The sequence below is a fragment of the Gilliamella apicola genome, assembly GCF_003202915.1.
Lineage (GTDB): Bacteria > Pseudomonadota > Gammaproteobacteria > Enterobacterales > Orbaceae > Gilliamella > Gilliamella apicola_Q.
This window is the reverse complement of record NZ_QGLP01000005.1, coordinates 659,438-684,893: the sequence shown is the minus strand read 5'-3', so window position 1 is coordinate 684,893 and position 25,456 is coordinate 659,438. Positions and strand designations below refer to the sequence as shown.

The window sequence follows — 25,456 nt, the reverse complement described above, 5'->3', positions numbered from 1 at the left end:
TCACTAGCAGAATTGTAGAAAATAATAGAATGAGTATAGAACAAATTAAAAAAGACGCAATGAGCCAAAAGCAGCATTTGTCAGAGATTGTCGCCGATGCGATAAAACAGGCACAAGCCCGAGTTGATGCTGTTGAAGTGTCGATTAATCAATCGACCGGTATTAGTGTCAGTACTCGAGAAGGGGAGACAGAGAATGTTGAATTTAATAGTGATGGTGCATTAGGCATTACTGTTTATCAAAATCAGCGGAAAGGTAGTGCTTCAACCAGTGATTTATCACCTCAGGCAATTAGTCAAACGGTGGATATGGCTATTAATATTATGCAGTATACCTCAGCGGATCCCTATTCTGGTTTGGGCAACCCTGATTTAATGGCTTTCGAGGCTCCGGATTTAGATCTATTTTATCCAAGTGATTTGAATGTTGATAATGCTATTGAGCAAGCAAAACAAGCTGAACATAGTGCGCTAGCTCACTCTTCTTTTATAAGCTGTGATAGTGGTTATTATAGTAGCCGTTATGGTGTTTATGTTTATGGAAACAGTTTAGGGATGTTACAAGGCTATTGCGCAAGTTCGCATTCACTTTCTTGCTCAGTTATAGCTCAGCAAAACGGACAAATGGAGCGTAATCATGAATATACGTCATCCCGCGATGCTAACCAGCTAAAATCATCTGCTTGGGTTGGTAAGCATGCTGCAGAAAAGGCGCTTGCCCATTTAGGTGCGAGGCAAATTTCGACAATGCAAGTTCCTGTTCTTTTTTGTGCTGATGTTGCTGTGGGGTTGATGCGGCACTTAGTTGGTGCAATCAGTGGTGGTGCTATCTATAGAAAATCCTCTTTTTTATTAGATAGTGTCGGTAAAGCGATTTTTCCCGCTTGGCTGACAATTTTAGAAGATCCCCATATTTTAACAGGGATAGGTTCGTCACCATTTGATAGTGAAGGTACCCAAACATTTAAGCGTAATATTATTGATCAAGGTATCTTACAAACTTATTTGTTAAGTAATTATTCAGCAAGAAAATTGGGTTTGAAATCAACTGGACACGCAGGTGGTATTCATAATTGGTTAGTTTCACCAAGTCAATCTGATGCTGATTTTGCTGCAATGCTTAAAAAATTAGATAAAGGTGTTGTCATTACCTCTTTAATGGGACAAGGTGTTAATAATGTAACCGGAGATTATTCGCGTGGTGCTACAGGTTTTTGGGTAGAAAATGGTAAAATCCAATATCCAATCAATGAAATTACTGTTGCGGGTAATCTTAAAGATATGTATCAAAATATTGTAGCAATAGGTAATGATATTGAGACCAGAAGTAGTATTCAAACTGGATCAATATTAATTGAAAATATGAGTATAGCAGGGAAATAGGCAAACATGGAAAAGTTTACCAATAGCACATTATTCCAAAAATTGATTCTTTGGATGCCGGGGTTAATGAGTTTATTGCGCTATAAGCGTGAATATCTTAGTTTTGATATTAAAGCGGGATTATCAGTAGCAGCAGTCTCTTTGCCAGTATCTATCGCCTATGCGGAGCTTACTGGTGTCGGTGCGATTGCTGGATTATATTCAACGATTTTACCGCTGATTGTTTATGCACTTTTTGGATCTTCAAAACAACTCATTGTCGGCCCTGACACGGCAACTTGTGCAGTGGTGGCGGCAGTGGTGTTTCCTTTGGCCGCTAATGATCCTATTTTACGTTGGCAATTAGTGATACTGTTAACTATTATGATCGGTATTTGGTGTCTTATCGCTGGTAAACTTCATTTAGGTGCGTTGGCTGATTTATTAAGTCAACCAATTTTGATTGGTCTGCTTAATGGGATTTCCATTACCATTATGGTTGATCAGTTAGCTAAAACTTTCGGCTTTAACTATGACTACTCATATTTAATTGAACGTATCGTGTATTTACCGTTTAAAATATCGGAAATCCACTTATTAACTACCTTGGTGTCTTTTTTTACATTAGTGATTTTAGTGGTTTTAAAAAAATTCAAACCGCGTTATCCCGCACCACTTTTTGCTGTAATTATTATGACTTTTCTCTCTTGGCTATTTAATTTTGAACATTACAATGTTCGGATTATTGGTAGTGTAACTAGTAATTTTATTCCTGCTGAGTCATGGATAGATTTTGATAAAGGTTTGATGCGAAATTTAGTGGTACCTTCACTTAATATAGCCGTGATCTGCTTCGTTAGTATGATGATAACGGTACGTAGTTTTGCCTCTAAAAACAATTATGAAACTAACGCCGATGTCGAATTTAAAGCGTTAGGTATGGCAAATATTGTAGCTGGTTTATCACAAGGTTTTGTAGTAAGTGGAACTTCTTCGCGTACTGCTGTTAATGATGCTAATGGTGGTAAAACTCAATTAGTGTCAATTATCGCCGCTGTTTTGATTGGCTTTGTAGTATTGTTCTTTTTGTCACCGCTACAGTATATTCCAACTTGTGTGTTAGGGGTGATTTTAATTTATTCCTCTTTATCTCTTATTAATTTTCAGACAATCATTCGATTTTTCAAATTTGATCGAGATGCATTTTATTTAAGCTTAACAACGCTAATTTCAGTGTTAGTCATTGGTATCATACCAGGTATGGCGTTGGCGGTGTTATTAGGTCTATTTTTGTTTTTACGACGTGTTTTCAGACCAAATGATCAGTTATTAGGTGTTGATGAAAGCGGGCGAATTCATTCCATTGGTGCTGATGTCAATCCGTTAAGTAATACGATTATTTATCGTTTCAATTCACCATTAACTTATTTCAATATAGCCTATTTTAAACGTAGAATTATCGGTTATATTGATGAATCTTCTGAGCCAATTAATTATGTTATTGTTGATGCGATACCTTGTTTTACTTATAAAGATGTCAGTGTATTAACCGGTATCGATGAGTTGGTTAAATCATTAAAAGTTAGAAATGTCGTGCTAATTTTATCAGGTCGACGCAAAACTTTGAAAAATTGGTTTAAACAGATGAATCTAAAATTAGATAGTGATTATATTGAGTTCGCTTACGATCTTTATTTTGCGGTGCGGTTAGTACAAAGTAAAGAGCATATGGACAGCAGAACCGACGAAGATGTTGATAATTAAACTGTTAAGTATCATATTAAATTAGCTAAGGATAATTATGAATCAGATAAAATAGCGCATCAAAATTGAAATGCTTAGTACTGGTGATGAAGTTTTATATGGTCAAATTGTCGATACTAATGCAGCTTGGTTATCAGATTTTTTATTTGAAGAAGGGATCGCTATTACATCGCGCCATACGGTAGGCGATGATTTATTGACCTTGGTCAATACTTTGCAAGAGCGTAGCTTATGCAATGATATTTTAATTGTGAATGGTGGATTAGGACCAACCACAGATGATCTTAGTGCCCAAGCCGCAGCGCAGGCGAATAATGAATCGCTGGTTTTACACGAAGAATGGCTTAAGGCGCTTGAACGCTACTTCCTTAATCGAGGTAGAGCGATGCCTGCAACTAATATTAAACAAGCTATGTTACCTCAGAGTGCAATGTTAATCGATAATCCTATCGGCACTGCTTGCGGTTTTAAAATGCAGTTAAATCATTGTCTTTTATTTTTTACCCCAGGTGTGCCTTCTGAATTTAAAGAAATGGTTAGAAATTCGATCCTACCGGAAATTAAAGCTAATTATCCAATAACCGAAAGTAAACTTTGTTATCGATTAACCACTATGGGACGAACTGAAAGTGATTTAGGGCAGGCGATCGAGACAACCGTTGAGATTCCTCATTATATTACTGTTGGTTATCGTGCAGCTATGCCTATTATTGAGTTGAAATTAACTGGGCCACAAAGTAAAAAAAGTGAAATGGATAACATCTGGCTAAAGATAAAATCCATTGTAGCAGATAATTTACTTTATGAAGGGATCGTGTTTAATCAAGGTGAGTCGGGCCTAGCTCAAGTGGTATCAAAGTTATTAAATCAAAGTAAGCAATCTATTGTCGTTATTGAACAGCAATCCGCGGGAATGGTGAGTTACCAATTGCTCGAAGCTAATGCACCTGTTGTAAAGTCAGAAGTAGTCCCTTTTGTAATGGAAGAACCAATTGATTACTTTTCACAAATATTGCAAAATCAAAGAGCTGATATTGCACTCGGCATAGTGAATTTTCAGGAGAAAAATACTGAGTTCACTTTAATTATTGCCACCATAAAGCACGTTTTACAATTTAAATTAAAATATATTGGAAGGTCGCAAAATAGTAAAATTCAACAACAAATTTTGACAGCGATTGCCTTGGATGGTTTGCGTCGTTATTTGTTAAATTTGCCTATTATTGGTCCAAATGTTTGGTTGGAACTGATTACATAGATTTATCAAATATTTTTTGCTTTTCGAATAATTTAAATTGGGTTTTTCACTAATTAGTAATATAACTATGGACAATTCCCTACAAAATTAAGTAGAATAATTGATCTTTCAATTGAAGCATTTAAGTTAAAAAATTAGAGGTAAAAATGGCTCGTGTAACTGTCCAAGATGCAGTAGAAAAAATTGGTAATCGCTTTGATCTCGTTTTAGTTGCAGCAAGACGCGCTCGTCAACTACAAGTTGAAAACAAAACACCACTAATTCCTGAAGAACACGATAAAGAAACTGTAGTGGCTTTACGCGAAATTGAGAATGGGCTTGTAAATAAGCAAATCCTTGATACAGCTGAATTCCAAGCTCGTCAAGATGAAGAATCTGAAGTGCGTAATGCTCTTCATGAAACGGTACTTTTAGAAAACACTCCTTCATACGAATAAACATTGCTGAGAATTGTCCATGCAATATTTTGAAAGCTTAAAAGAGGTTGTTGCATCTTATCTTCCAGCGAAACAAGTTGAATTTATTCAAGATGCCTATTTCTTTGCCAAGCAAGCGCATGATGGACAATTCCGTTCCAGTGGTGAACCTTATATTACTCATCCGGTTGCGGTAGCAACCATTTTAGCCGAAATGCGGTTAGATTATGAAACCGTTATCGCGGCACTTTTACATGACACCATCGAAGATACTCCAGTCACCTTTCAAGATATCACCCAAAAATTTGGTAAACATGTCGCTGTTTTAGTTGAAGGTGTCTCAAAACTTGATAAGTTAAAATTTAGAAATCGACAAGAAGCCCAAGCTGAAAATTTTCGAAAAATGGTTCTAGCCATGACCGAAGATGTGCGTGTAATTTTAATTAAGTTAGCAGATAGAACGCATAATATGCGTACTCTTGGTGCATTGCGACCGGATAAACGTCGTCGGATTGCCAAAGAAACCTTAGAAATTTATGCGCCTTTGGCTCATCGATTGGGTATTCATCATATTAAAACTGAGCTTGAAATTCTTGCTTTTACCGCTATGCATCCGAATCGGGCTAAAGTTCTTGAAAAAGTGGTTAAAATTGCTCAGGGAACCAGAAAAGAACTGATCCAACAAATTCTTTCTGAGATAAGAGGCCGTCTAGCAGATGCAGGAATTGATGCTCAAGTAGAAGCGCTTGAAAAGAATATCTATGCGATTTATCAGAAGATGCAACTGCGTGAGCAACATTTCCATTCAATTATGGATATTTATGTTTTTCGCATTGTCGTTGCTGATGTCGATGCTTGTTATCGTACGCTTGGTTTAGTCCATAATCTGTATAAACCAAGACTTAATCGCTTTAAAGATTATATTGCTATTCCCAAAGCCAACGGTTACCAATCATTACATTCGTCATTAATTGGTCCACATGGTACACCGGTCGAAGTGCAAATAAGAACCGAAGATATGGATCAAATGGCAGAAATGGGGGTTGCTGCGCATTGGATTTATAATGAGAATGATGAGTTAAATAACACTACGGCACAAATCAAAGCTCAACGTTGGATGCAAAGTTTATTAGAGCTTCAGCAGAGTGTGGGTAATTCATTTGAATTTATTGAAAATGTTAAGTCAGATCTATTTCCCAAAGAGATATATGTCTTTACACCAAAAGGTCGAATCGTCCAATTACCCGAAGGGTCAACAGCAGTTGATTTAGCATATGCCGTCCATTCTGATATTGGTTTCCAATGTATTGGTGCTATGGTTGATCGTAAACCTTATCCGCTTTCTCAACCGTTAAGTAATGGGCAAACGGTTGAAATTATTACCTCCCCTGAAAGTCGTCCTAATGCAAGTTGGTTAAATTTTGTGGTGAGTGCCAAAGCCAGATCACGTATTCGTCAAGCATTAAAAACCTTGAAACGAGAAGATGCTATATTGTTAGGGCGTAAATTGCTTAATTTGGCTTTAATGAAAACCAGCGGAATTGATTCGCTAACTGATAATCAAAAAGAGCGTATTGTAGGATTGACTCAGTTGAGCTCATTTGATGATGTTCTAGCCGAAATAGGGCTTGGCAATATTATGAGCTATTTTATTGTCAAAGGTCTTGAACATAAAGCACTTTTATCTAACGAATCTGAGGCCAATAAAACATTAGTTATAACCGGAAGTGAAGGAGTATTAGTAACCTTTTCAAGATGTTGCCATCCTATCCCTAATGATCCGATTATCGGTCATGTTAGTCCGGAAAAAGGTTTGACGGTTCACCATGAATCTTGTCGTAATATCACTGGTTATCAAAGCAATCCTGAAAAATTTATTTCGCTTAAATGGGCCCCCGATATTGAACAGTTTTTTGTGGCGGAAATCTGGGTAGATATTGTCAATAATCAAGGTTCTTTGGGGCATGTTCTTTCTATAATTAATGATGAAAAAGCCCATATTCAATGGTTGAATACCGAAGAAAAAGATAGACAAATATATACCATTATTTTGCAGATTGAAGTTAAAAATACGCAACAACTTAATGATTTAATCCGAAAATTATCACTCCAGCAAGATGTAGTGAGTGTGATACGCAATATTAATTAGTTATTATGGCTGATCGTTTGCTAAACCGCATACCACTTGCAAAATTAGCGGGAATTGGGTCTAGTTTAGAAAGTAAATTCTCTCAGCTAGGTATTAAATCTGTTCAAGACTTGTTATTACATTTTCCGCTTCGTTATGAAGACCGTACTACATCTTCCGCTATTGGTGAGGTGGCAATTGGCGAAACAACCACTATTCAAGGTTGTATCATTAAAAGTGAAATTATCATTACCAAACGTAAAATGTTGTTGTGTCATATTCAGGATGATTCTGGTATCGCTACTTTACGGTTTCTTCATTTCAATATGGGGATGAAGGCTTCCCTAGCGCCAGGTAAATGGGTGAGTGCTTACGGGGAGATAAAAAGAGGTAGTCATTATCCGGAAATTATTCATCCACAATTTAAAATTCAAACCAAAAAAGAAGCGAATTCCACTTTTTCTGATGCCAATGAAGAGCGATTTACGCCAATTTATTCTACTACCCATGGATTAACTCAAAATGTTATTCGTAAAGCAATACAATCGGCACTAATATTATTAAAACGCAATCCACCCGATGAAATTTTACCAGCTACATTGAGTTCCAGATATTTGCCTGTCTGTGAATCATTAGACATTGTTCATAATCCTTCATTAACCACCGATATCGAGCAGTTAATTGCTGGAGAGCATCAGGCAATAAAGCGATTTGTTTTAGAAGAGTTACTTGCTTATCATTTAAGTATGTTGCTGATTAAGTTTGATAATCAAAGACAACATTCTTACCCAATGCATGTTACTCAACGTTATACTCAGCCTTTTCTTGCTGCATTACCATTTGAACCGACCAAGGCGCAAAAAAGAGTGGTGCAGGATATCTATCAAGATATGGCAAAATCAGTGCCAATGATGCGATTAGTCCAAGGCGATGTAGGGTCGGGTAAAACCTTAGTTGCCGCGTTGGCAGCTTTAAATGCTATTGAAAATAAACAACAAGTCGTCTTAATGGCACCAACTGAAATATTAGCCGAGCAACATTTTCATAATTTTTGTCAATGGTTTGAGCCACTTGGGATAAAGGTTGAGTTACTTACTGGTCGCTTAACCGCTAAAAATAAACAACTACGCTATAATGATATCGAATTGGGTGAAATTTCAATGTTAATCGGTACTCATGCAGTGTTTGTTGATAAAGTTAAGTTTAGCCATTTAGGATTAGTCATTATTGATGAACAGCATCGGTTTGGGGTAAATCAACGATTAAGTCTTTGGGAAAAAGGTGCTAAAGATGAATTTCATCCTCATCAATTGATTATGACGGCAACACCAATTCCAAGAACCTTAGCAATGACGGTTTATGCTGATTTAGATGTATCAATCATTGATGAGTTACCCCCCGGACGAACCCCAGTAACAACTATTGTTATACCTAATTCACGTCGAGATGAAATTATTGAAAAAGTGAATAATGCTTGTCTTAATAATCGTCAGGTTTATTGGGTTTGTACGTTAGTTGAAGAGTCTGAAACGCTAGATGCGCAAGCTGCTGAAATGTTGGTTGAAGAATTGCGACTATTATTGCCTCATTTAAAGATCGCTTTAGTCCATGGCAAAATGAAATCGGAAGAAAAACAAGCTGTTATGAAAGCGTTTAAATCAGGTGAAACACAACTTTTAGTTGCAACAACCGTTATTGAAGTCGGGGTTGATGTGCCAAATGCAAGCTTAATGATTATTGAGAATGCTGAACGATTAGGGCTTTCGCAATTACATCAATTACGAGGGCGAGTTGGTCGAGGTAGTGCCATTTCATATTGTGTCTTAATGTATCAAGCGCCACTGAGTAAAATCGCTCAACAGCGGATGAAAGTGATGCGCGAGAGTAGCGATGGTTTTGTTATTGCGCAAAAAGACCTTGAAATCAGAGGAAGTGGCGAAATTTTAGGTACCAGACAAATGGGAGTAGCCAACTTTAAAGTGGTTGATTTAATTCGTGATCAACATTTAATTAGCGACGTCCAACAAGCCTCATATTATATTCAACAAGATTATCCAGAGTCTGCGCAACAACTTATTGAATGCTGGTTGCCAGAAAGACAGAAATATATAAATGCCTAGCTGTATGACTAATTGCTTAGTTTGGCTTAAAATCAATTAGCGGATTGCACTACAAACAAAAAACGGACTTTGAGATTATTCAAAGTCCGCTTGCTTTATCTTTTTACTTTACAAGAATGAACGGTATGGCAATTCAGGTTCATCAGTAAAGATATCTCTAAATCCACGATAGTGTTGATAGTGCATTTTGTTTTTATCGGTTGGATAAGTATATTTGCCACCAACTTGCCAGAAGAATGGCGTAAATTGATATTCCAGACGATCCTTTTTCATTTGCCAAAGGACTTCTATTTCTCGGGGATCACTTTGGAAATTGGCCCATATATCGTGGTGGAATGGAATCACTACTTTGGTATTTAACGATTCTGCCGCACGCAAAATATCTGATGAAGTCATTTTATCGGTTACGCCGCGCGGGTTCTCGCCATAAGATAACAAAGCAACATCGATTTTATGATCATTACCATGTTTGGCATAATAATTAGAGTAGTGAGAATCGCCAGAATGATAGAGTGATCCGCCAGAGGTTTCGAATAAATAGTTAACCGCACGATCATCCATACCATCTAATATTGATTTATCGGTGGAAGAAACACCTTTCGGTAAAGTGACTAATGAAGTTCTATCAAAAGAGTCTAAAACGCGAATGGTAATATCACCAACTTGAATAGTTTCACCTACTTTGGCAACGATACAGCGATCTTCAGGAACCCCCCAATTTTTCCATAATTCAACACAGGCTTTAGGACCAATGAATTTGACTTTTGGTGAGCAGTTTTGAATGACTGCTGCCGCAACATTGACATCAATATGATCAGCATGATCATGGGTTGCCATTACCGCATCAATCTCTTTGATTGCAAAAGGATCAAGAACAAATGGGCTAGTTCTAAGATTTGGTTGTAATTCACGCACGCCACCCATTCGCATCATTTGATGTTGTTTATTCATCAATGGATTTGCGTGAGTTTTTTTACCTGTACCACACCAAAAATCGACAGAGATATTTGTATTACCTGCTGATTTTAACCAAATTCCGGTACAAGCAAGCCACCACATCGTAAACGTATTAGGTTTAACCTCTGTTGTTTCTATTTCTTCATTAAGCCACGTTCCCCATTCAGGAAAGGTATTTAATATCCAAGATTCTCTGGTAATTTCGTTTACTTTACTCATACTTTGTTCCTTTTACAATTTAATTATTAAACTAAAATCACTTCTGTGCCTTGTTCCTTTATGCTTTCAATTATTTCCTTATTCGCTTGTTTACCAGTTATTAAAATATCAATTTTAGTAATCGGGCAAAAAAGCATGCCAGAATTTGCTTTGGTATTTATCTTAGAACTATCAACAACAACGACTAATTTCTCAATTTTCTCAAGTATTTGTTGTTCTGCTACCGCACCTAATATTTCATTTTTATACAGTCCATTAGGCGTTAAGGTTTTACCACTGGTAAACATCCATTTACCTGCATAAGAATCAGTTATGTTAGCGATTGGGTTGAGAATAATATTTTGTGTTTTGTTATATAACCCTCCCATAATGATGACGTTTTCATGATCATGTTCAATCAAGTAACACGCTAATGGAAAATAGTTGGTGATGATTGAAACATTCTTGCCACAAAGTTCACGACCTAACAGAAATGCTGTAGAACCACAATTAATCACGATATTTTCATCACTTCCACATAATTTGGCTGCTCTAATCGCAATGCGTGCTTTTTCATGATAATGATCGGTATTGTTATTGCCTATCGGCGCCCAAATGGGTTTTGCAACTTCAATCCGCATAATACCATTGCGAACTTTTTTTACTCTTCCATCTTGATCGAGCTTGGTAATATCTCGACGAGCCGTGGCTGGTGATATTGAAAAATAGGAAACTAGTTCAGTGACTCTTACCATTCCTCGATCATTAACCATCGCTACAATTTCATTATGTCGTGATATTTCGTTCATTATTGCCTCTTATTAAGTAAATATGATTTTTTATGATTGAAAATGATATTAATTTTCATTTATTTATTTGTCAATCGTTTAAATCAATAATCTTAACTTGTCACTACAATTTATTGATAATAATAGTTATATTTTCAAGTTTTACTTGCGTTTTTTTATCAAAATGTGATGAAAGTCACAATTGTTTGGATAATAACATAAGAAAAGTGATCCTCGTCAAAATAATCATAAACAATCATTGAGTGATTATTTGTGATTGTGGAATATAGCAGTAGTTATTCATTTCTCTGATTTGAATAACGCTAAATGAGCAAAAGTTCCATCAATTCGTTTTTGCGAGATGAGTAATTATACAAATGACATTAAGTGGGGTTGATGTCTCCATGCTATAGCGCTAACGCTATCTAAAGTTGTCAACAATCAATGAGAGGGACATATGGAAGTAATTTATAATATATTTTATATCTTTTATAGTCAGGTTATGACGAAGGCACCATTATTACTAGGCTTAGTTACCTTGCTAGGTTATTGTCTTTTAAGAAAAGATATCACCACGATTTTAAAAGGAACGATTAAAACCATTGTTGGATTCATGCTATTACAAGTTGGTTCAGGTGTTTTAGTTTCAACATTCAAACCCGTTATTGCTAAACTTTCCGAATATCATGGTATAACAGGATCGATTATCGATACTTACGCTTCAATGGTAGCTGTCGAAAAGGGGATGGGTGAGCAATATTCATGGGTTGGTTATGCTGTATTGCTTGCATTAGCGATTAATATTTTACTGGTTATCTTTAGGCGTTTTACCGGAATTAGAACCATCATGTTGACCGGTCATATTATGTTTCAACAGGTTGGTTTAATAGCACTTTTCTACTTCCTGTTTGGTTATAGCATGTGGGAAACCATTATCTACTCAGCAATAATTACGGCATTATATTGGGGAATCTTTTCAAATATGATGTTTAAACCGACAGAAGCGGTAACTGGCGGTGCGGGTTTTTCAATTGGTCACCAACAGCAGCTTGGCTCATGGATTGCGGTGAAATTAGCGCCAAAATTGGGTGATAAAAATGATTCAGTAGATAATTTAAAATTACCAAAATGGTTACATATTTTCCATGATAGTATTGCCGCCACAACGATCGTGATGACAATCTTCTTCGGTATTATACTTATCTCTTTTGGTCTAGATAATTTACAAACAATGGCGGGGTCGACCCATTGGACTATCTACATTTTCGAAACCGGACTTAAATTTGCCGTAGCCATCCAAGTTATTGTTGGTGGTGTAAGAATGTTTGTGGCGGAGTTGTCAGAAGCATTTAAAGGAATTTCTGAAAAATTAATACCAAATGCAGTGCTGGCTATCGATTGTGCGGCTATTTATGCTTTTTCACCTAATGCCATGGTATTTGGTTTTATTTGGGGGGCATTAGGTCAATTTTTAGCAATAGCGCTATTACTGGTATTTAAATCGCCAATCATGATCATCCCTGGTTTTATTCCTATGTTTTTCTCTAATGCCACCATTGGCGTATTTGCTAATCATTATGGTGGATGGAAAGCGGTAATGAAACTCTGTTTCGTTATGGGAATGGTTGAGGTTCTTGGTTCAGCTTGGGTAATTAATATTTTCGCCCAAAATGGTACGCCAATTGATTCTTGGATGGGAATGGCTGATTGGGCAATCTTATTCCCGCCGATTTTACAAGGTTTATCTTTCTCTCATCTGTTTATCTATGTCTTGATTGCGTTATCTCTGGTCTATATGTTATTTGCAGCTAAATCACTGCGAGCAGAAGAAGCCTTACAAAAACAACAACCGGCCAATGATATTCATGATGATGTTAATGAAGCAGTAGTTGAAAAAATGGAGGAAGTCGCAATTAGTGAAGGTCAACCGATTCGTATTCTTGCTGTTTGTGGTAGTGGTCAGGGATCGTCAATGATGATGAAGATGAAAATTGCCAATTATTTAGATAAAAAAGGTATCGCAAATGTCATGGATTCATGCGCAGTCACGGATTACAAATCAAAACTACCTAATGTCGACATCATCGTTGCTTCTAAACATTTGATTCATGAAATTGAGGTTAACGAAGGACAACATGCATTAGGTGTACAAAACATGTTAAATCCTCAAACTTTCGGCGATGAACTTATTGAGCTTATCAATAAAGTGAATGGTAAATAAGCAGAATATTTAAAGGAGTCCTACAATGGCTTTCAAAGAATCATTAATTGAAAATAACTCTATTTTACTTAAAGCAGAAGCTACAAATTGGCAAGACGCGGTTAAGCTAGGAACAGATATGCTAGTTGCGTCTAAAGCAATTGAGCCTCGTTATTATGATGCCATCATTCAATGCGTTAAAACCATGGGGCCTTATATCATTATTGCACCTAATCTAGCCATGCCACATGCGCGACCAGAAGATGGCGTTAACCGTACGGCTTTTGCATTAGTAACTTTGAAAAAACCTGTTTATTTTGACGGGGAAGCAGATCCGGTTGATGTCCTAGTTACCCTCGCCGGCAGTACTTCTGATCAGCATATGGAAGGATTAATGGAAGTGACTCAAATTTTAGATGATGAAAATAGTGAGACAGGTGTTGATCTGGATAAATTGAGACGCTGTAACAGCAAAGAAGATGTTTATGCGGTTATCGATCGCGCGCTAAATGGAGGCTAAATGATGTTTCAAGCATTAAAAGAACGCGTACTACAGGCTAATTTATTGCTACCACAATATAATTTAGTCACCTTTACATGGGGAAATGTATCGGAAGTTGATCGTGCAAAGGGGGTCATTGCCATTAAACCATCTGGGGTTGAGTACAGTGATATGACCATAGATGATATTGTTGTGGTTTCATTAACCGGTGAAATTGTCGAAGGCAAACTTAATCCCTCTAGTGATACCGCAACTCATCTTGAACTCTACAAGGCCTTTGCAAATATTGGCGGAATTGTGCATACCCATTCTCGCTATGCAACGGTTTGGGCACAGGCAGAATTGGATATTCCTGCATTAGGTACCACTCATGCTGACTATTTTTATGGTGATGTACCTTGTACCCGCAGATTAACTGATAGTGAAATCGCCACAGATTACGAAAAAAATACCGGATTAGTTATTATCGAGGAATTTAAACATCGTGGTATTGATCCTATGGCGATGCCTGGCGTTATTGTTTCTGGTCATGCGCCATTTTGTTGGGGTAAAAATGCCTTAAATGCGGTACACAATGCCGTGGTACTTGAAGAAGTCGCAATGATGGCAATTTCAACTCGACAACTTAATCAAACCATCAAAATTCAACAAACATTATCCGATAAGCACTATTTTCGCAAACATGGTGCTAATGCTTATTATGGTCAAAAATAAAATTAGATAAGGAAACCAACATGACAACACCAAAACTACAAATTGCTTTAGATCAAACTGAATTAACCTCAGCATTGGAGGTAGCAAAAAATGTTTCAGGATTTGTTGATATTATCGAAGTTGGCACTATTCTCGCTTTTGGTGCCGGAATAGAAAGTGTTAAAAATTTAAGAAAACTATATCCTAATCATATATTAGTCTGTGATTTAAAAACAACTGATGGCGGAGCGATATTAGCTAAAATGGCTTTTTCAGCTGGGGCTAACTGGTTAACGGTTTCAGCTGCAGCGCATATAGCTACCATTGAAGCATGTAAAAAAGTAGCTGACGAATTTAATGGCGAAATTCAGATCGAATTATATGGTCATTGGACACTTGAAGATGCTAAAGCATGGCGGAAATTGGGGATTAAACAGGCTATTTATCATCGTTCTCGTGATGCCGAGCTAGCTGGCGTAGGTTGGGGGGAAGCAGATCTTGTTAAAATGCGTCAACTTTCGGATTTAGGTCTTGAGCTATCTATTACCGGTGGGATAGTACCAGAAGATATTCATTTGTTTGCTGGTATTAAAACTAAAGCTTTCATTGCTGGTCGCGCATTAGCAAATGAAAATGGTAATAAAACGGCGCAAGCATTAAGAGAGCAGATCGCTAAATATTGGTAATTTAACTGATGCAGTCGGTAATACGACTGCATTTTTCTGTGATTAAACAACTGTTATTAGGTTTTAATTATGTCGAAATTTGCAATCGATCCAACCAAGCTGACTAATCATATTGGTATTTATGAAAAAGCCTTACCTAATGATCTCACTTGGCAAGAAAAACTATACCAAGCAAAGTCACTCGGATTTAATTTTATTGAGATCTCAATTGATGAATCAGATGAACGTCGGGCAAGACTTGATTGGTCAGATGACGAAATTTATCAATTAAAACGATTATGTGAACAATCAGGTTTACCATTACATTCAATGTGTTTGAGTGCTCACCGTAAATATCCTTTTGGTTCTGCTGATGAAACCATCCGTCAACAAGCAAAAATCCTTATGAATAAAGCGCTCATTTTTGCCTATAAATTAGGTATTAGAGTTATTCAATTGGCTGGCTATGATGTTTATTATGAACCAGCCAATTTACAAACTCACCAACGCTTTATTTCAGGTATGCAATGGTCTGCCAAACAAGCAGAAAAATTAGGGATAATGCTAGCTGTGGAAATTATGGATACTAATTATCTAAATTCGCTTACCAAGTTTGAAATTCTCAAAAAAGAGGTGAGTTCACCTTATTTTATGGCTTATCCCGATGTGGGTAATATATCCGGTTGGAATTATGATGTTTGTACTGAACTTATGTTAAGTCGTGAACATATTGTGCAAATACATTTAAAAGATACTTATAAAGTTAACGCCAATTATGAAGGTCAATTCAGAGATTTAACGATTGGTGAAGGTGAAGTTGATTTTCTTTCCATCTTTAAAACCCTAAGAAGGATGGATTATACCGCACCATTAGTTATCGAGATGTGGGCTAAAGATGATAAATGGCAAGAAAATATTATCACCGCAAAAAAACGCCTACAAGCAATCGCTAAACAGGCAGATTTTCCTTTATTTTGAATATCTCATTTGCAATGATAATTCAAAACAATGCTCCATAAAATTTTAACTTGGAGCATTGATTAGGTTAGGCTGTGGCGGTTATCAGACTTAACCAGATAGTGATGACACGGTATACATGTCGCAATATTTTTTATCAAAAATTTTATTAAACCAAGTAATCATCGTCGAAAAAATAATCAACTTATTAAATTATTTCAGTTCAAGGTGTGATGATATTTATCGGATAACCTTTTTTTTAAAAAGAGATAATATTGGGTATTCATCACTAACTAGAATTTGTTGATAAATAAAGCATCATGCCAGTTGATAGTTAAATTTTTTGTCGCAATTTTCTCGGATTTACTGTAGAAAACTTAATGAATTGCTCTTTGCACGAATATGGCTATCGTGTAATATAGATCACATTATAAATTTGATTAAATCGTGAATATTGTATGAAATTCTTTCTGAAATTTGTTGCTATTTTTTTAGTTGTTTTCGCTTTAGTCGGCTGTGGTTTAAAAGGCCCGTTATATTATCCGGCTGATGAGTCAGCTGCTGCTATTGAATCTAACGATATAAATAAAATCGCTTAAAGGAATCATTTAATGGAATTGTTACACTATCACAATGGCCAGTTATTGGCTGATAACGTCGCTATTTCTGAACTAGCTAACCAATATGGCACGCCGTTATATGTCTATTCTGCAAATCATATCACTCAGCAATTTCGTGCTTATCAAGATTCGCTTAAAGATAAGCAACATCTAATTTGTTATTCCGTTAAGACCAACAGTAATTTATCGGTTCTCAACTTATTAGCCAAACTTGGTGCAGGTTTTGATATTGTTTCGCAAGGTGAGTTAGAAAGAGTATTAAAAGCCGGTGGTGATCCTAAAAAGATTGTTTTTTCAGGTGTGGCAAAATCCATTGTCGAAATCAAAAGAGCGCTTGAGGTTGGCATTAAATGTTTTAACGTTGAATCCGAATCAGAATTATATCGCATTAACCAAATTGCTCAACAATTGGGTAAAATCGCTGCAATTTCATTACGAATTAATCCTGATGTGGATGCAAAAACCCATCCCTATATTTCAACTGGACTGCGGGAAAATAAATTTGGTATAAGTTATCAATTAGCTTTAGACGTTTATCGTAAAGCGGCTTGTTTAAGTCATATTAAAATAGCTGGAATTGATTGTCATATTGGCTCTCAGTTAACAGAACTATCACCATTTCTTGACGCTACCGATAGAATTTTAGCTTTAGTTGATAAGCTTAAAGCAGAAAATATTCATCTTGAACATATTGATTTAGGTGGCGGATTGGGTGTTTGTTATGATAACGAAACACCACCTTCCGCATCATTACTTACTTCAGAATTAATAGCAAAATTAACCAATTATACTGATCTTGAAATTATTTTTGAACCGGGTAGGTCAATTATCGCCAATGCAGGTATATTAATTACTAAAGTTGAATACACCAAACATCAAGATGGTAACCATTTTGCTATTGTAGATGCCGGAATGAATGATTTAATTCGACCCGCACTCTATAAAGCTTGGATGCGAGTTTTACCGGTTAAAGAACCAACAAGTTCGGATAAAAAAGAATGCTATAATGTTGTTGGGCCTATTTGCGAATCAAGTGACGTATTAGCCTATCAGCGCGAATTATCTGTTGCACAAGATGATCTGTTAGTAATTTGTAGTGCAGGTGCTTATGGCTTTAGTATGGCGTCAAATTATAATAGCCATCCACGCCCAGCCGAAATCTTGCTCGAGGGAGGCAATCAACATAAGCTAATTCGAAAACGTGAAACGTTTGATGATTTATGGCGTGGTGAATTAGTACTATAATTTGCTTAAGAGGGCACTAACGATGTGCTGATGCGTAGGCAAATAAAGCGCTTTTTGAATCAAATTTTAAACAATAATCAATAATAATGTTTCACACTAAAAGGTAATTAAAGATGAACTTTTCTAAAATGCATGGATTAGGTAATGATTTTATGGTTATTGATGCAGTAACGCAAAATGTTCATCTTTCTAGTGAAATGATTAAACGAATGTCAGATCGATATACTGGAATAGGATTCGATCAGCTACTGATTGTAGAACCACCTTATTCACCAGAAAGTGATTTTCATTATCGAATATTTAATGCTGATGGTACTGAAGTTGGACAATGTGGCAATGGTGCACGTTGTTTTGCTCGTTTTGTTCGTTTAAAAGGGTTGACGAAAAAACGGGTATTAAAGGTGAGTACCATGAAGGGTAATATTGTTTTAACCGTTAATGATGATGAAACCGTGCGGGTTAATATGGGAAGTCCCATATTTGAGCCGAATAAAATTCCTTTCAAAGCCATTAAAGAAGAAAAAACCTATATTATTCGGGCGCAAGAACAGACAGTTTTGTGCGGTGTGGCTTCAATGGGTAATCCTCATTGTGTTTTGCAAGTAGATGATATATCGACAGCTCAAGTTGCCACATTAGGTCCCTTATTAGAACAACATGAACGTTTCCCTGAAAAAGCCAATATTGGTTTTATGCATATTATCGATAAAAGTAATATTAATTTGCGAGTATTTGAACGCGGTGTTGGTGAGACACAGGCTTGTGGTACCGGTGCCTGTGCAGCAGTTGCTGTTGGAATAAATCAAGGACTGTTAAATCAGCGAGTCAATGTTAATTTGCCAGGTGGCAAATTAGTTATCGAATGGCAAGGCAATCAGCAACCACTTTATATGACAGGACCTGCTACACACGTATATGATGGTTATATATCAATTTAATAACTTATCAGGCAATGAGGTTTACTGTAACTAACCTCATTGAGCACAATAGAAATAAATTATGGTCAAAAAAAAAGCAGAGAAAATCAAAAATAAGCTAAGTCCTCGACAAGAAGCTGTCGTCAAATTGAATGATGAAATGGTGAGTCAATATATCATTGATAATCCTGATTTCTTTATTCGCAATGCGGCGCAAATTGAACGTATGCGTGTACCACATCCTGTCCGTGGGATAATTTCATTACCAGAATGGCATATGGCTAGACAACGGAATAAAATTAATCAGTTAGAATCTGAAATAACCATGCTGATGGAACATGCTAGTGCTAATGAACTGTTGTTTAATCAGCTAATGAAATTACAATATGAATTAATTAAAGCAAATGATATCGATGGGCTAATAGCTTCTTTAAAAAATTGGGCTAAAGAGTTAGGTCTCAATGGTGCTTACTTATATCTTTTCGATGATAAATGGTTGATAAATGCACCATCTAACTATCATCATTTAGCTTTAAGTTCTTCACAATTTGATTTTATTCGTGTCCGTCATTTACAGTATAGTCAATTCTATTTAGGGCAGTTAAACACCAGTGAATTAGATCTTCTATTACCACACCATGGCTACGTAGGGTCGGTTGCTTTATCCTTGTTTGGCCAATTTGGCGACCTCGGGGTGTTAGTTTTTACTAGTTCTGATTCTATGCATTATCAGGTTGGACAAGGTACTTTGTTATTAGAAAAGGTAAGTGAAATATTACCTATTTTGATTGAAAAATGGATTATGCGAAAAAAGTAAGGAATTATGATGGTTGAAAATAATCCCAGTCACTCCTCTTTATTAGCTATACCGATTGAACAGTTCTTAAATTATTTAAAATCGGAAAAACAACTTAGTCTTAATACACAAATTAATTATCGTCGCCAACTCTATGCTATTATCGATTTAAGCAGAGATTTGGATCTCACTAATTGGCAAGATCTCGATTCATCAGCGGTACGACTGTTAATTAGTCGTAGTCGGCAAACTGGCTTACAAGCAAGAAGTCTCTCCTTACGCTTGTCTGCTCTACGTAGCTTTTTAGATTGGATGGTGAAAAATGAATTGATAGTGGCCAATCCGGCTCGCGGTGTAGTTAATCCGAAATTAGGTCAGCATCTTCCCAAAAATATTGATATTGACGAAGTGAATCAATTACTGAATATTGAATATAATGACCCATTATCGGTACGCGATAGAGCTATGCTCGAAGTGATGTATGGTTCTGGATTACGACTTTCTGAATTAGTCAATATCAATTGCCGAGAGCTAAATTTAAGAGAAGGTGAAGTCCGTGTAATGGGGAAAGGCAATAAGGAAAGAAAATTACCTCTAGGGCGCGAGTCCATCAAATGGATTGAACATTGGCTAAGCATGCGTAATCAATTTAATCCCCATGATGATGCTCTATTTATTTCAAAATTGGGTAAACGAATTTCGCCGCGTAATGTGGAAAAACGTTTTGCTCAATGGGGTGTCAAACAAGGTTTAAGTTCGCATGTTCATCCACATAAATTACGTCACTCGTTTGCCACGCATATGCTTGAATCGAGTGGTGATTTACGAGCAGTACAAGAATTACTAGGTCATGCTGATTTATCCACAACTCAAGTTTATACTCATTTGGATTTCTCACATTTATCGGAAGTTTATGATTCTGCTCATCCACGAGCTAAAAGAGGGAAAAAATAATGCATTTTTATCGTTCAATTGACTGCATTAAAGCGATTACTTTCGATCTTGATGATACTTTATACGACAATAGTATGATTGTCGATAAAGCTGAAGAGGAGATGTTGAAAACATTACAAAAATATAAACAATTAGCAAATTTAACCTTAGACTTATATTATCAAGAAAAAAATCTGATACTCAATTTAAATCCGGAAATCTATCATGATGTGATAGATTGGCGGATTGAGACCATCAAATCACTATTGAGTAAAACCAATATCCCCGTATTACAACATACTAATATTATTGATAGCGCTTTAGACTGTTTTAATATTTGGCGGCATAAAATGGTGATTCCTGAATCTACGCATGTCTTGTTAGCTAAACTCGCCAAAAAATATCCATTAGCCGTAATTACTAATGGCAATGTCGATGTCAATAAAATAGGTTTAGGTGACTATTTTCAATTTTCTTTACGTGGCGGTCCGGATGGTCGTTCAAAACCATTTCCTGAAATTTTTGACTTAGCTGCAAAAAAATTAGCGGTAGCTAATAACTACATTTTACATGTTGGTGATAATTTAGAGACTGATGTAAATGGTGCCATTAATAATGGCTATTTGTCATGTTGGATAAATATTTTTGGTCAAGATATCTACCGTCTTAGTGATGCAAGGTGCTTACCTCATGTTGAAATAACTCGATTGCCAGAATTAGATAATCTGTTATAATTGTTCAATATGTGTATAAAAAGACAGTGAAGTTAGATGTAATTACGAGTTGCATTTACTCTCTGTCTTTATTTTTTTAACGGATTCTCTAATAAATATTATTAAGAAAATGAAATTATTAAAAAGAGTTGCAACATTTAAAACCAAGAGTGGTTTTTGTTATCGTGATGGGTTAATGCATAATGGACATTAATCAATCATTATTAAGCGATCTTAATACCGAACAACAAACTGCAGTAACAACTGATAATCAATATACTATCGTACTTGCCGGTGCTGGAAGTGGTAAAACTCGTGTATTAGTACATCGAATAGCTTGGCTTTGCATTGAAAAAAATTATTCATCCGGTTCAATTTTTGCGGTCACATTTACCAATAAAGCAGCAGCTGAAATGCAAGAACGAATAAAAGCGCTGGTTGGTGAGAGCTATTTAACTGGTATGTGGGTGGGAACCTTCCACGGCTTAACCCATCGTTTACTACGGATGTTTGCCCAACAAGCTAATCTTCCCGATAATTTCCAACTTATTGATACTGAAGATCAGATTCGACTTATCAAGCGGATCTTTCGCGAATTACAAGTAGATGAGAAAGAGTGGTCAGCTAAAGAGTGTGCCAATTTTATCTCTGCTCAAAAAGAAAAAGGATTACGTGCGAAAGATTTAGTGCCAGAAGATCCAAAACAAGTTATGTGGCAAACGATCTATCGCGATTATCAAGCAATTTGCGATAAAGTAGGTTATGTCGATTTTTCGGAACTAATTTTGAGAGCTTATGAATTACTCTGTAAAGACGAAAATGTTTTAAATTATTGTCGTCACCGTTTCTCAAATGTGTTGATTGATGAATTTCAAGATACCAATAAAATTCAGTATCGATTTGTACAAAAGCTCGCGGGGAACACGGCTAATGTAATGATTGTTGGTGATGATGATCAATCTATATATAGTTGGCGTGGAGCTAATGCTGATAATCTTCAATTATTTATCAATGATTATCCTGATACAGAGATTATTCGTTTAGAGCAAAATTACCGGTCTACGGGGATTATTTTAGATACTGCAAATAAATTAATTGCAAATAATAAGAATCGCTTAGGTAAAAATTTATGGACGGATAGTGGTGAAGGCGAGAAGATCACTGTATATAGGAGCTTTAATGATGCAGATGAGGCCAGATTTGTTATTGGCCAAATAAAAAAGTATCATGATGAAGGTCAGAAATACGCAAGTTGCGCTATTTTGTATCGTAATAATATTCAATCACGAATATTTGAAGATACCCTAATGCAAAATGCTATACCTTTTCAAATTTATGGTTCAATTAGATTCTATGAAAGGCAAGAGGTTAAATTAGCACTCGCCTATTTACGTTTATTGCATGACCATAACAATGATATGGCATTTGATGCTACCATAAATACCCCGACTCGCGGTATCGGACAAGTCACATTAGATAAAATTAGAAATTGTGCTAACCATAATGCTATCTCATTATGGGATGCTTGTTTAATGTTGATTGAACAAAATGCACTTACTGATCGACAACGTAACGATGTTAATCGTTTCTTACATTTAATGGAATCAATCTACGCCGAAGTTAAAGATTTACCTTTCTATAAACAACTTGAAAGGATCATTAAATTATCCGGTGTAATGCGAATGTATGAACAAGAACCAGGCATTAAGGGACAAACAAGAATAGAAAATCTTGAAGAACTTGTTTCGGCGGCTGAACAATTTTATCTTTTAAATCAAAATGCGGTGATTGAAGATAATGCCACTGGTAAGCCATTAACTGTTCTTGAATCATTTTTATCGGTTACCTCACTTGAAAGCCGGGATGCGGTTAGTGAGCAAGATTCAGTTCAATTGATGACGCTTCACTCGGCTAAAGGTTTAGAGTTTGATAACGTGTTTATTGTGGGGTTGGAAGAAGGGATTTTTCCTGCACAACGATCAATCCAAGAAACAGATAAAATGGAAGAGGAAAGACGATTAGCTTATGTGGGAATTACTCGTGCTCGAAAATGTTTAACACTTTCATTGTCAGAACAAAGACGACTTTATGGACGTGAAGAACGTAATTTACCATCGCGTTTTTTAGATGAATTACCGATTGAAAATTTAAATGAAACTTTCTACCATGGTAGTTTTTCATCATTTAGCCATCGTGGCAAATATCAGGACAAAGATGATCAATTCTATCAAGAACGTAAAAAATCATATTCTAAAAAGAAGAAAGAAGATGATGGCTATACGTTAGGTAGAAAAGTGAAACACAACCGTTTTGGTGAAGGCTCTATTATTAATCTTGATGGTGAAGGTGAGCATAAACGGGTCCAAATTGCTTTTGTTGATGTTGGTATTAAATGGCTCGTGATAAAACTAGCTAACCTGACGTTACTGTAATTAGTATATGTACTAAAAATCGGCGCTAAATTACGATCTAGCGCCTTTTTTAGATAGCTATTATTCGGCCTGTTCTTGTACAGCTTGGGCAAAGATATCTACAAATGATTGATCGCTACGGTTGCAGATCCATTTGTCATTGATAAAGTCAAAATGATACCCTTGCTTTCTGGTGGCTAACCAAACTTGAAATAGGGGTTCTTGAGTATTAATAATGATTTTACTGTGATTAGGAAAACTAACGGTAATGACATTCCCGTTAGTTTCATAATCTAAATCGATATCATGCTCATCAGCATAATCATCAAGGTATAATTCGATTTGATTAAAAAGTTGATCAGTTAAGGTATGGAATTGAGCGATATTCATATTGATCTGATTATAGTTGGCTGACTAAAGTGGCGATATTAGCATAAATAAAAAGACTCTGCCACAGCTAGGTGGCAAGAGTGTGAATAAGTAAATAAAGAGTTTATTTATTAAGTGGTAAAGAACAAGCAATTACGAGTAACTGATGCTTATCGTCCCCTTTCCGTGCTCGAATCCAACGACTAGGAATATTAATATGATTAATCATCTTACCTTCTGCAAAAAAGTTTTCAACAAGGTCTAGTTGTCCTTTAGCGATCTCTTTTTTCGCGCAGTTAGCATAATAATTAATGGCAATTGCATGATATGGCGTTTTTACATTATCAATGTTTTGTACTAATTCTGGGACATAATTGATAACTTCCCTAAAAACACGAATTCTTTGATTATATGGGTGTAATTTTATTGAATCCTTATCGAGGTAAGCATAACCGGCCTTGTTATCTTCATTACTTTTCGAAATTGGAATGAATTGTTTGCCAATTTTGGGATTACTCAGCATTAATTCAACTTGCTTTGCTTGCGCTGCTTTCTCTTCCTCGGTATAGGGTGATGTCTCTTTTTTTTCTGCAGCATGGATTGTTGCAGCAAAAGAAAAGAGCATTAAGAATAGACATAATTTTTTCATTTAAGTTTAATCTCCTTCCTTCGAGCTACTGTTTTTTAGTTGGCTGTGGTTGGTTTTGGGACACTGTTTTTTTTTCTTGTTGTTCTTTTTGTTTCTTCAATTTATAGGCTTTGATCTTTTCTTGACGATTTTTTTCAATCTCTTCGTCAAATGGTTTTATATCTGGACGATCTTTGTAGAGAAGTTCTTTATTTAAATCGCCTTGAATAGAGCAAAGTATACTATTCTGTTTATTATCAACCTTTTCTAAATAAAGGGCTTTTTCAATAGTGCCAAGTCGTGGTACTACAGAATCAATTGAGTAGGGATTGTTTTTCCATTCAGCTATTTTGGTGTTGCGATCATAGATTTTTGAATTAGCAATATAGACTTTTTCATTGTATCTGGACCATTTTAAATTATCTAAGTTTTTGACAATTTCATCTTGGTTATTATCAAAAATAAAACCCCAATAATAATATTGACCTGATAGATTGGTTGGTATGAAAATATTTTGATAGCCAATTATTTTCAAACCACGATATTCAAATGGTTTTTTGAAATTGACGCTATTTTTATCTGGTTGATAAATCGATTCAACTGGGATAAAAGTGACATTATCCTTAGTAGTTAAATCAACATATTCACTTATTGCTTGCTTATTTTCTGCTAAATAATGAAAAAATTGACTATCACAGTTAAGAAAAGTATCGACTAAATTATCAGTAACGCTTGGTTTATAATCTTGCGCAAAAACCATGCAAGAAAATAGTGAAAAACAAGTAGAAAGTGTAAATTTTTTTAAAACCATGTTGTA

The 25,456-nt window shown here is 36.0% G+C and carries 23 protein-coding genes; 18 read left to right on the top strand and 5 right to left on the bottom strand.

From position 1 onward, the window contains the following. The first annotated feature begins 29 nt into the window (after positions 1–29). The 6 genes from pmbA to recG all read left to right on the top strand — a co-directional run bounded on the left by pmbA (position 30) and on the right by recG (position 9,047). Positions 30–1,382 carry a metalloprotease PmbA gene (gene pmbA, locus DKK79_RS09360; RefSeq protein ID WP_110423834.1) on the top strand — a complete coding sequence of 451 codons (1,353 nt, stop codon included), beginning with the start codon at positions 30–32 and terminating at the stop codon, positions 1,380–1,382. Between the two features lie 6 nt (positions 1,383–1,388). After that, positions 1,389–3,125: a SulP family inorganic anion transporter gene (locus DKK79_RS09355; RefSeq protein ID WP_220019161.1), complete on the top strand. Its 1,737-nt coding sequence runs from the start codon at positions 1,389–1,391 to the stop codon at positions 3,123–3,125. Positions 3,126–3,195: 70 nt separating this feature from the next. Next, complete coding sequence (locus tag DKK79_RS09350; RefSeq protein WP_110423833.1) at positions 3,196–4,383, top strand: CinA family nicotinamide mononucleotide deamidase-related protein; 1,188 nt, start codon at positions 3,196–3,198, stop codon at positions 4,381–4,383. Between the two features lie 146 nt (positions 4,384–4,529). Beyond that, a complete protein-coding gene (gene rpoZ / locus DKK79_RS09345) occupies positions 4,530–4,820 on the top strand; it encodes a DNA-directed RNA polymerase subunit omega (RefSeq protein ID WP_110423832.1) in 291 nt (96 codons plus the stop codon). Between the two features lie 19 nt (positions 4,821–4,839). Continuing rightward, entirely contained in the window at positions 4,840–6,948 is a 2,109-nt protein-coding gene (gene spoT / locus DKK79_RS09340) for a bifunctional GTP diphosphokinase/guanosine-3',5'-bis pyrophosphate 3'-pyrophosphohydrolase (protein WP_110423831.1), read from the top strand. Between the two features lie 5 nt (positions 6,949–6,953). Beyond that, positions 6,954–9,047 carry an ATP-dependent DNA helicase RecG gene (gene recG, locus DKK79_RS09335; RefSeq protein ID WP_110423830.1) on the top strand — a complete coding sequence of 698 codons (2,094 nt, stop codon included), beginning with the start codon at positions 6,954–6,956 and terminating at the stop codon, positions 9,045–9,047. Positions 9,048–9,155: 108 nt separating this feature from the next. On the opposite strand, the gene ulaG is transcribed toward recG, so the two are convergent. Together ulaG and ulaR are read right to left on the bottom strand one after the other, a co-directional pair. After that, positions 9,156–10,223, bottom strand: a complete 1,068-nt coding sequence (gene ulaG, locus DKK79_RS09330; protein WP_110423829.1) for an L-ascorbate 6-phosphate lactonase — start codon at positions 10,221–10,223, stop codon at positions 9,156–9,158. A 26-nt stretch (positions 10,224–10,249) separates the two neighbouring features. Further along, complete coding sequence (gene ulaR, locus DKK79_RS09325) at positions 10,250–11,011, bottom strand: HTH-type transcriptional regulator UlaR (protein ID WP_110423828.1); 762 nt, start codon at positions 11,009–11,011, stop codon at positions 10,250–10,252. 436 nt (positions 11,012–11,447) lie between these two features. Between ulaR and DKK79_RS09320 the strand changes: the two genes are divergently transcribed. From DKK79_RS09320 to uvrD, 12 genes are all read left to right on the top strand, one after another. Continuing rightward, the gene (locus DKK79_RS09320; RefSeq protein ID WP_110423827.1) at positions 11,448–13,211 is read left to right on the top strand and encodes a PTS ascorbate-specific subunit IIBC; all 1,764 of its coding nucleotides are present in this window, start codon (positions 11,448–11,450) and stop codon (positions 13,209–13,211) included. 25 nt (positions 13,212–13,236) lie between these two features. Then, positions 13,237–13,710, top strand: a complete 474-nt coding sequence (locus DKK79_RS09315) for a PTS sugar transporter subunit IIA (RefSeq protein WP_110423826.1) — start codon at positions 13,237–13,239, stop codon at positions 13,708–13,710. 3 nt (positions 13,711–13,713) lie between these two features. Further along, complete coding sequence (gene araD / locus DKK79_RS09310; RefSeq protein WP_110424070.1) at positions 13,714–14,406, top strand: L-ribulose-5-phosphate 4-epimerase; 693 nt, start codon at positions 13,714–13,716, stop codon at positions 14,404–14,406. Positions 14,407–14,426: 20 nt separating this feature from the next. Continuing rightward, the gene (locus DKK79_RS09305; RefSeq protein WP_110423825.1) at positions 14,427–15,071 is read left to right on the top strand and encodes a 3-keto-L-gulonate-6-phosphate decarboxylase UlaD; all 645 of its coding nucleotides are present in this window, start codon (positions 14,427–14,429) and stop codon (positions 15,069–15,071) included. Positions 15,072–15,140: 69 nt separating this feature from the next. Next, positions 15,141–16,028: an L-ribulose-5-phosphate 3-epimerase gene (locus DKK79_RS09300; RefSeq protein WP_110423824.1), complete on the top strand. Its 888-nt coding sequence runs from the start codon at positions 15,141–15,143 to the stop codon at positions 16,026–16,028. Positions 16,029–16,465: 437 nt separating this feature from the next. Beyond that, the gene (gene lptM / locus DKK79_RS09295) at positions 16,466–16,606 is read left to right on the top strand and encodes an LPS translocon maturation chaperone LptM (RefSeq protein ID WP_110423823.1); all 141 of its coding nucleotides are present in this window, start codon (positions 16,466–16,468) and stop codon (positions 16,604–16,606) included. A gap of 12 nt (positions 16,607–16,618) precedes the next feature. Continuing rightward, positions 16,619–17,872, top strand: a complete 1,254-nt coding sequence (lysA, locus tag DKK79_RS09290) for a diaminopimelate decarboxylase (RefSeq protein ID WP_110423822.1) — start codon at positions 16,619–16,621, stop codon at positions 17,870–17,872. A 113-nt stretch (positions 17,873–17,985) separates the two neighbouring features. Further along, positions 17,986–18,810 (top strand): diaminopimelate epimerase, encoded by an 825-nt coding sequence (gene dapF, locus DKK79_RS09285; protein ID WP_110423821.1) that lies wholly within the window; start codon positions 17,986–17,988, stop codon positions 18,808–18,810. Positions 18,811–18,871: 61 nt separating this feature from the next. Next, complete coding sequence (locus tag DKK79_RS09280; protein WP_110423820.1) at positions 18,872–19,606, top strand: DUF484 family protein; 735 nt, start codon at positions 18,872–18,874, stop codon at positions 19,604–19,606. A 9-nt stretch (positions 19,607–19,615) separates the two neighbouring features. After that, positions 19,616–20,539 (top strand): tyrosine recombinase XerC, encoded by a 924-nt coding sequence (gene xerC / locus DKK79_RS09275; protein ID WP_110423819.1) that lies wholly within the window; start codon positions 19,616–19,618, stop codon positions 20,537–20,539. After that, positions 20,539–21,252 carry a 5-amino-6-(5-phospho-D-ribitylamino)uracil phosphatase YigB gene (gene yigB, locus DKK79_RS09270; protein ID WP_110423818.1) on the top strand — a complete coding sequence of 238 codons (714 nt, stop codon included), beginning with the start codon at positions 20,539–20,541 and terminating at the stop codon, positions 21,250–21,252. The genes xerC and yigB overlap by 1 nt, the downstream gene beginning before the upstream one ends. 182 nt (positions 21,253–21,434) lie before the next feature. Continuing rightward, on the top strand, positions 21,435–23,663 hold the full coding sequence (uvrD, locus tag DKK79_RS09265) for a DNA helicase II (protein WP_110423817.1): 2,229 nt from the start codon (positions 21,435–21,437) through the stop codon (positions 23,661–23,663). A gap of 60 nt (positions 23,664–23,723) precedes the next feature. On the opposite strand, the gene cyaY is transcribed toward uvrD, so the two are convergent. The 3 genes from cyaY to DKK79_RS14400 all read right to left on the bottom strand — a co-directional run bounded on the left by cyaY (position 23,724) and on the right by DKK79_RS14400 (position 25,450). Continuing rightward, positions 23,724–24,032, bottom strand: a complete 309-nt coding sequence (gene cyaY, locus DKK79_RS09260) for an iron donor protein CyaY (protein ID WP_034883988.1) — start codon at positions 24,030–24,032, stop codon at positions 23,724–23,726. A gap of 103 nt (positions 24,033–24,135) precedes the next feature. Continuing rightward, entirely contained in the window at positions 24,136–24,660 is a 525-nt protein-coding gene (locus DKK79_RS09255; protein ID WP_034883989.1) for a surface-adhesin E family protein, read from the bottom strand. A gap of 25 nt (positions 24,661–24,685) precedes the next feature. After that, positions 24,686–25,450, bottom strand: coding sequence for a hypothetical protein (locus tag DKK79_RS14400; protein WP_146212016.1), 765 nt, complete (start codon positions 25,448–25,450; stop codon positions 24,686–24,688). Positions 25,451–25,456 lie beyond the last annotated feature (6 nt).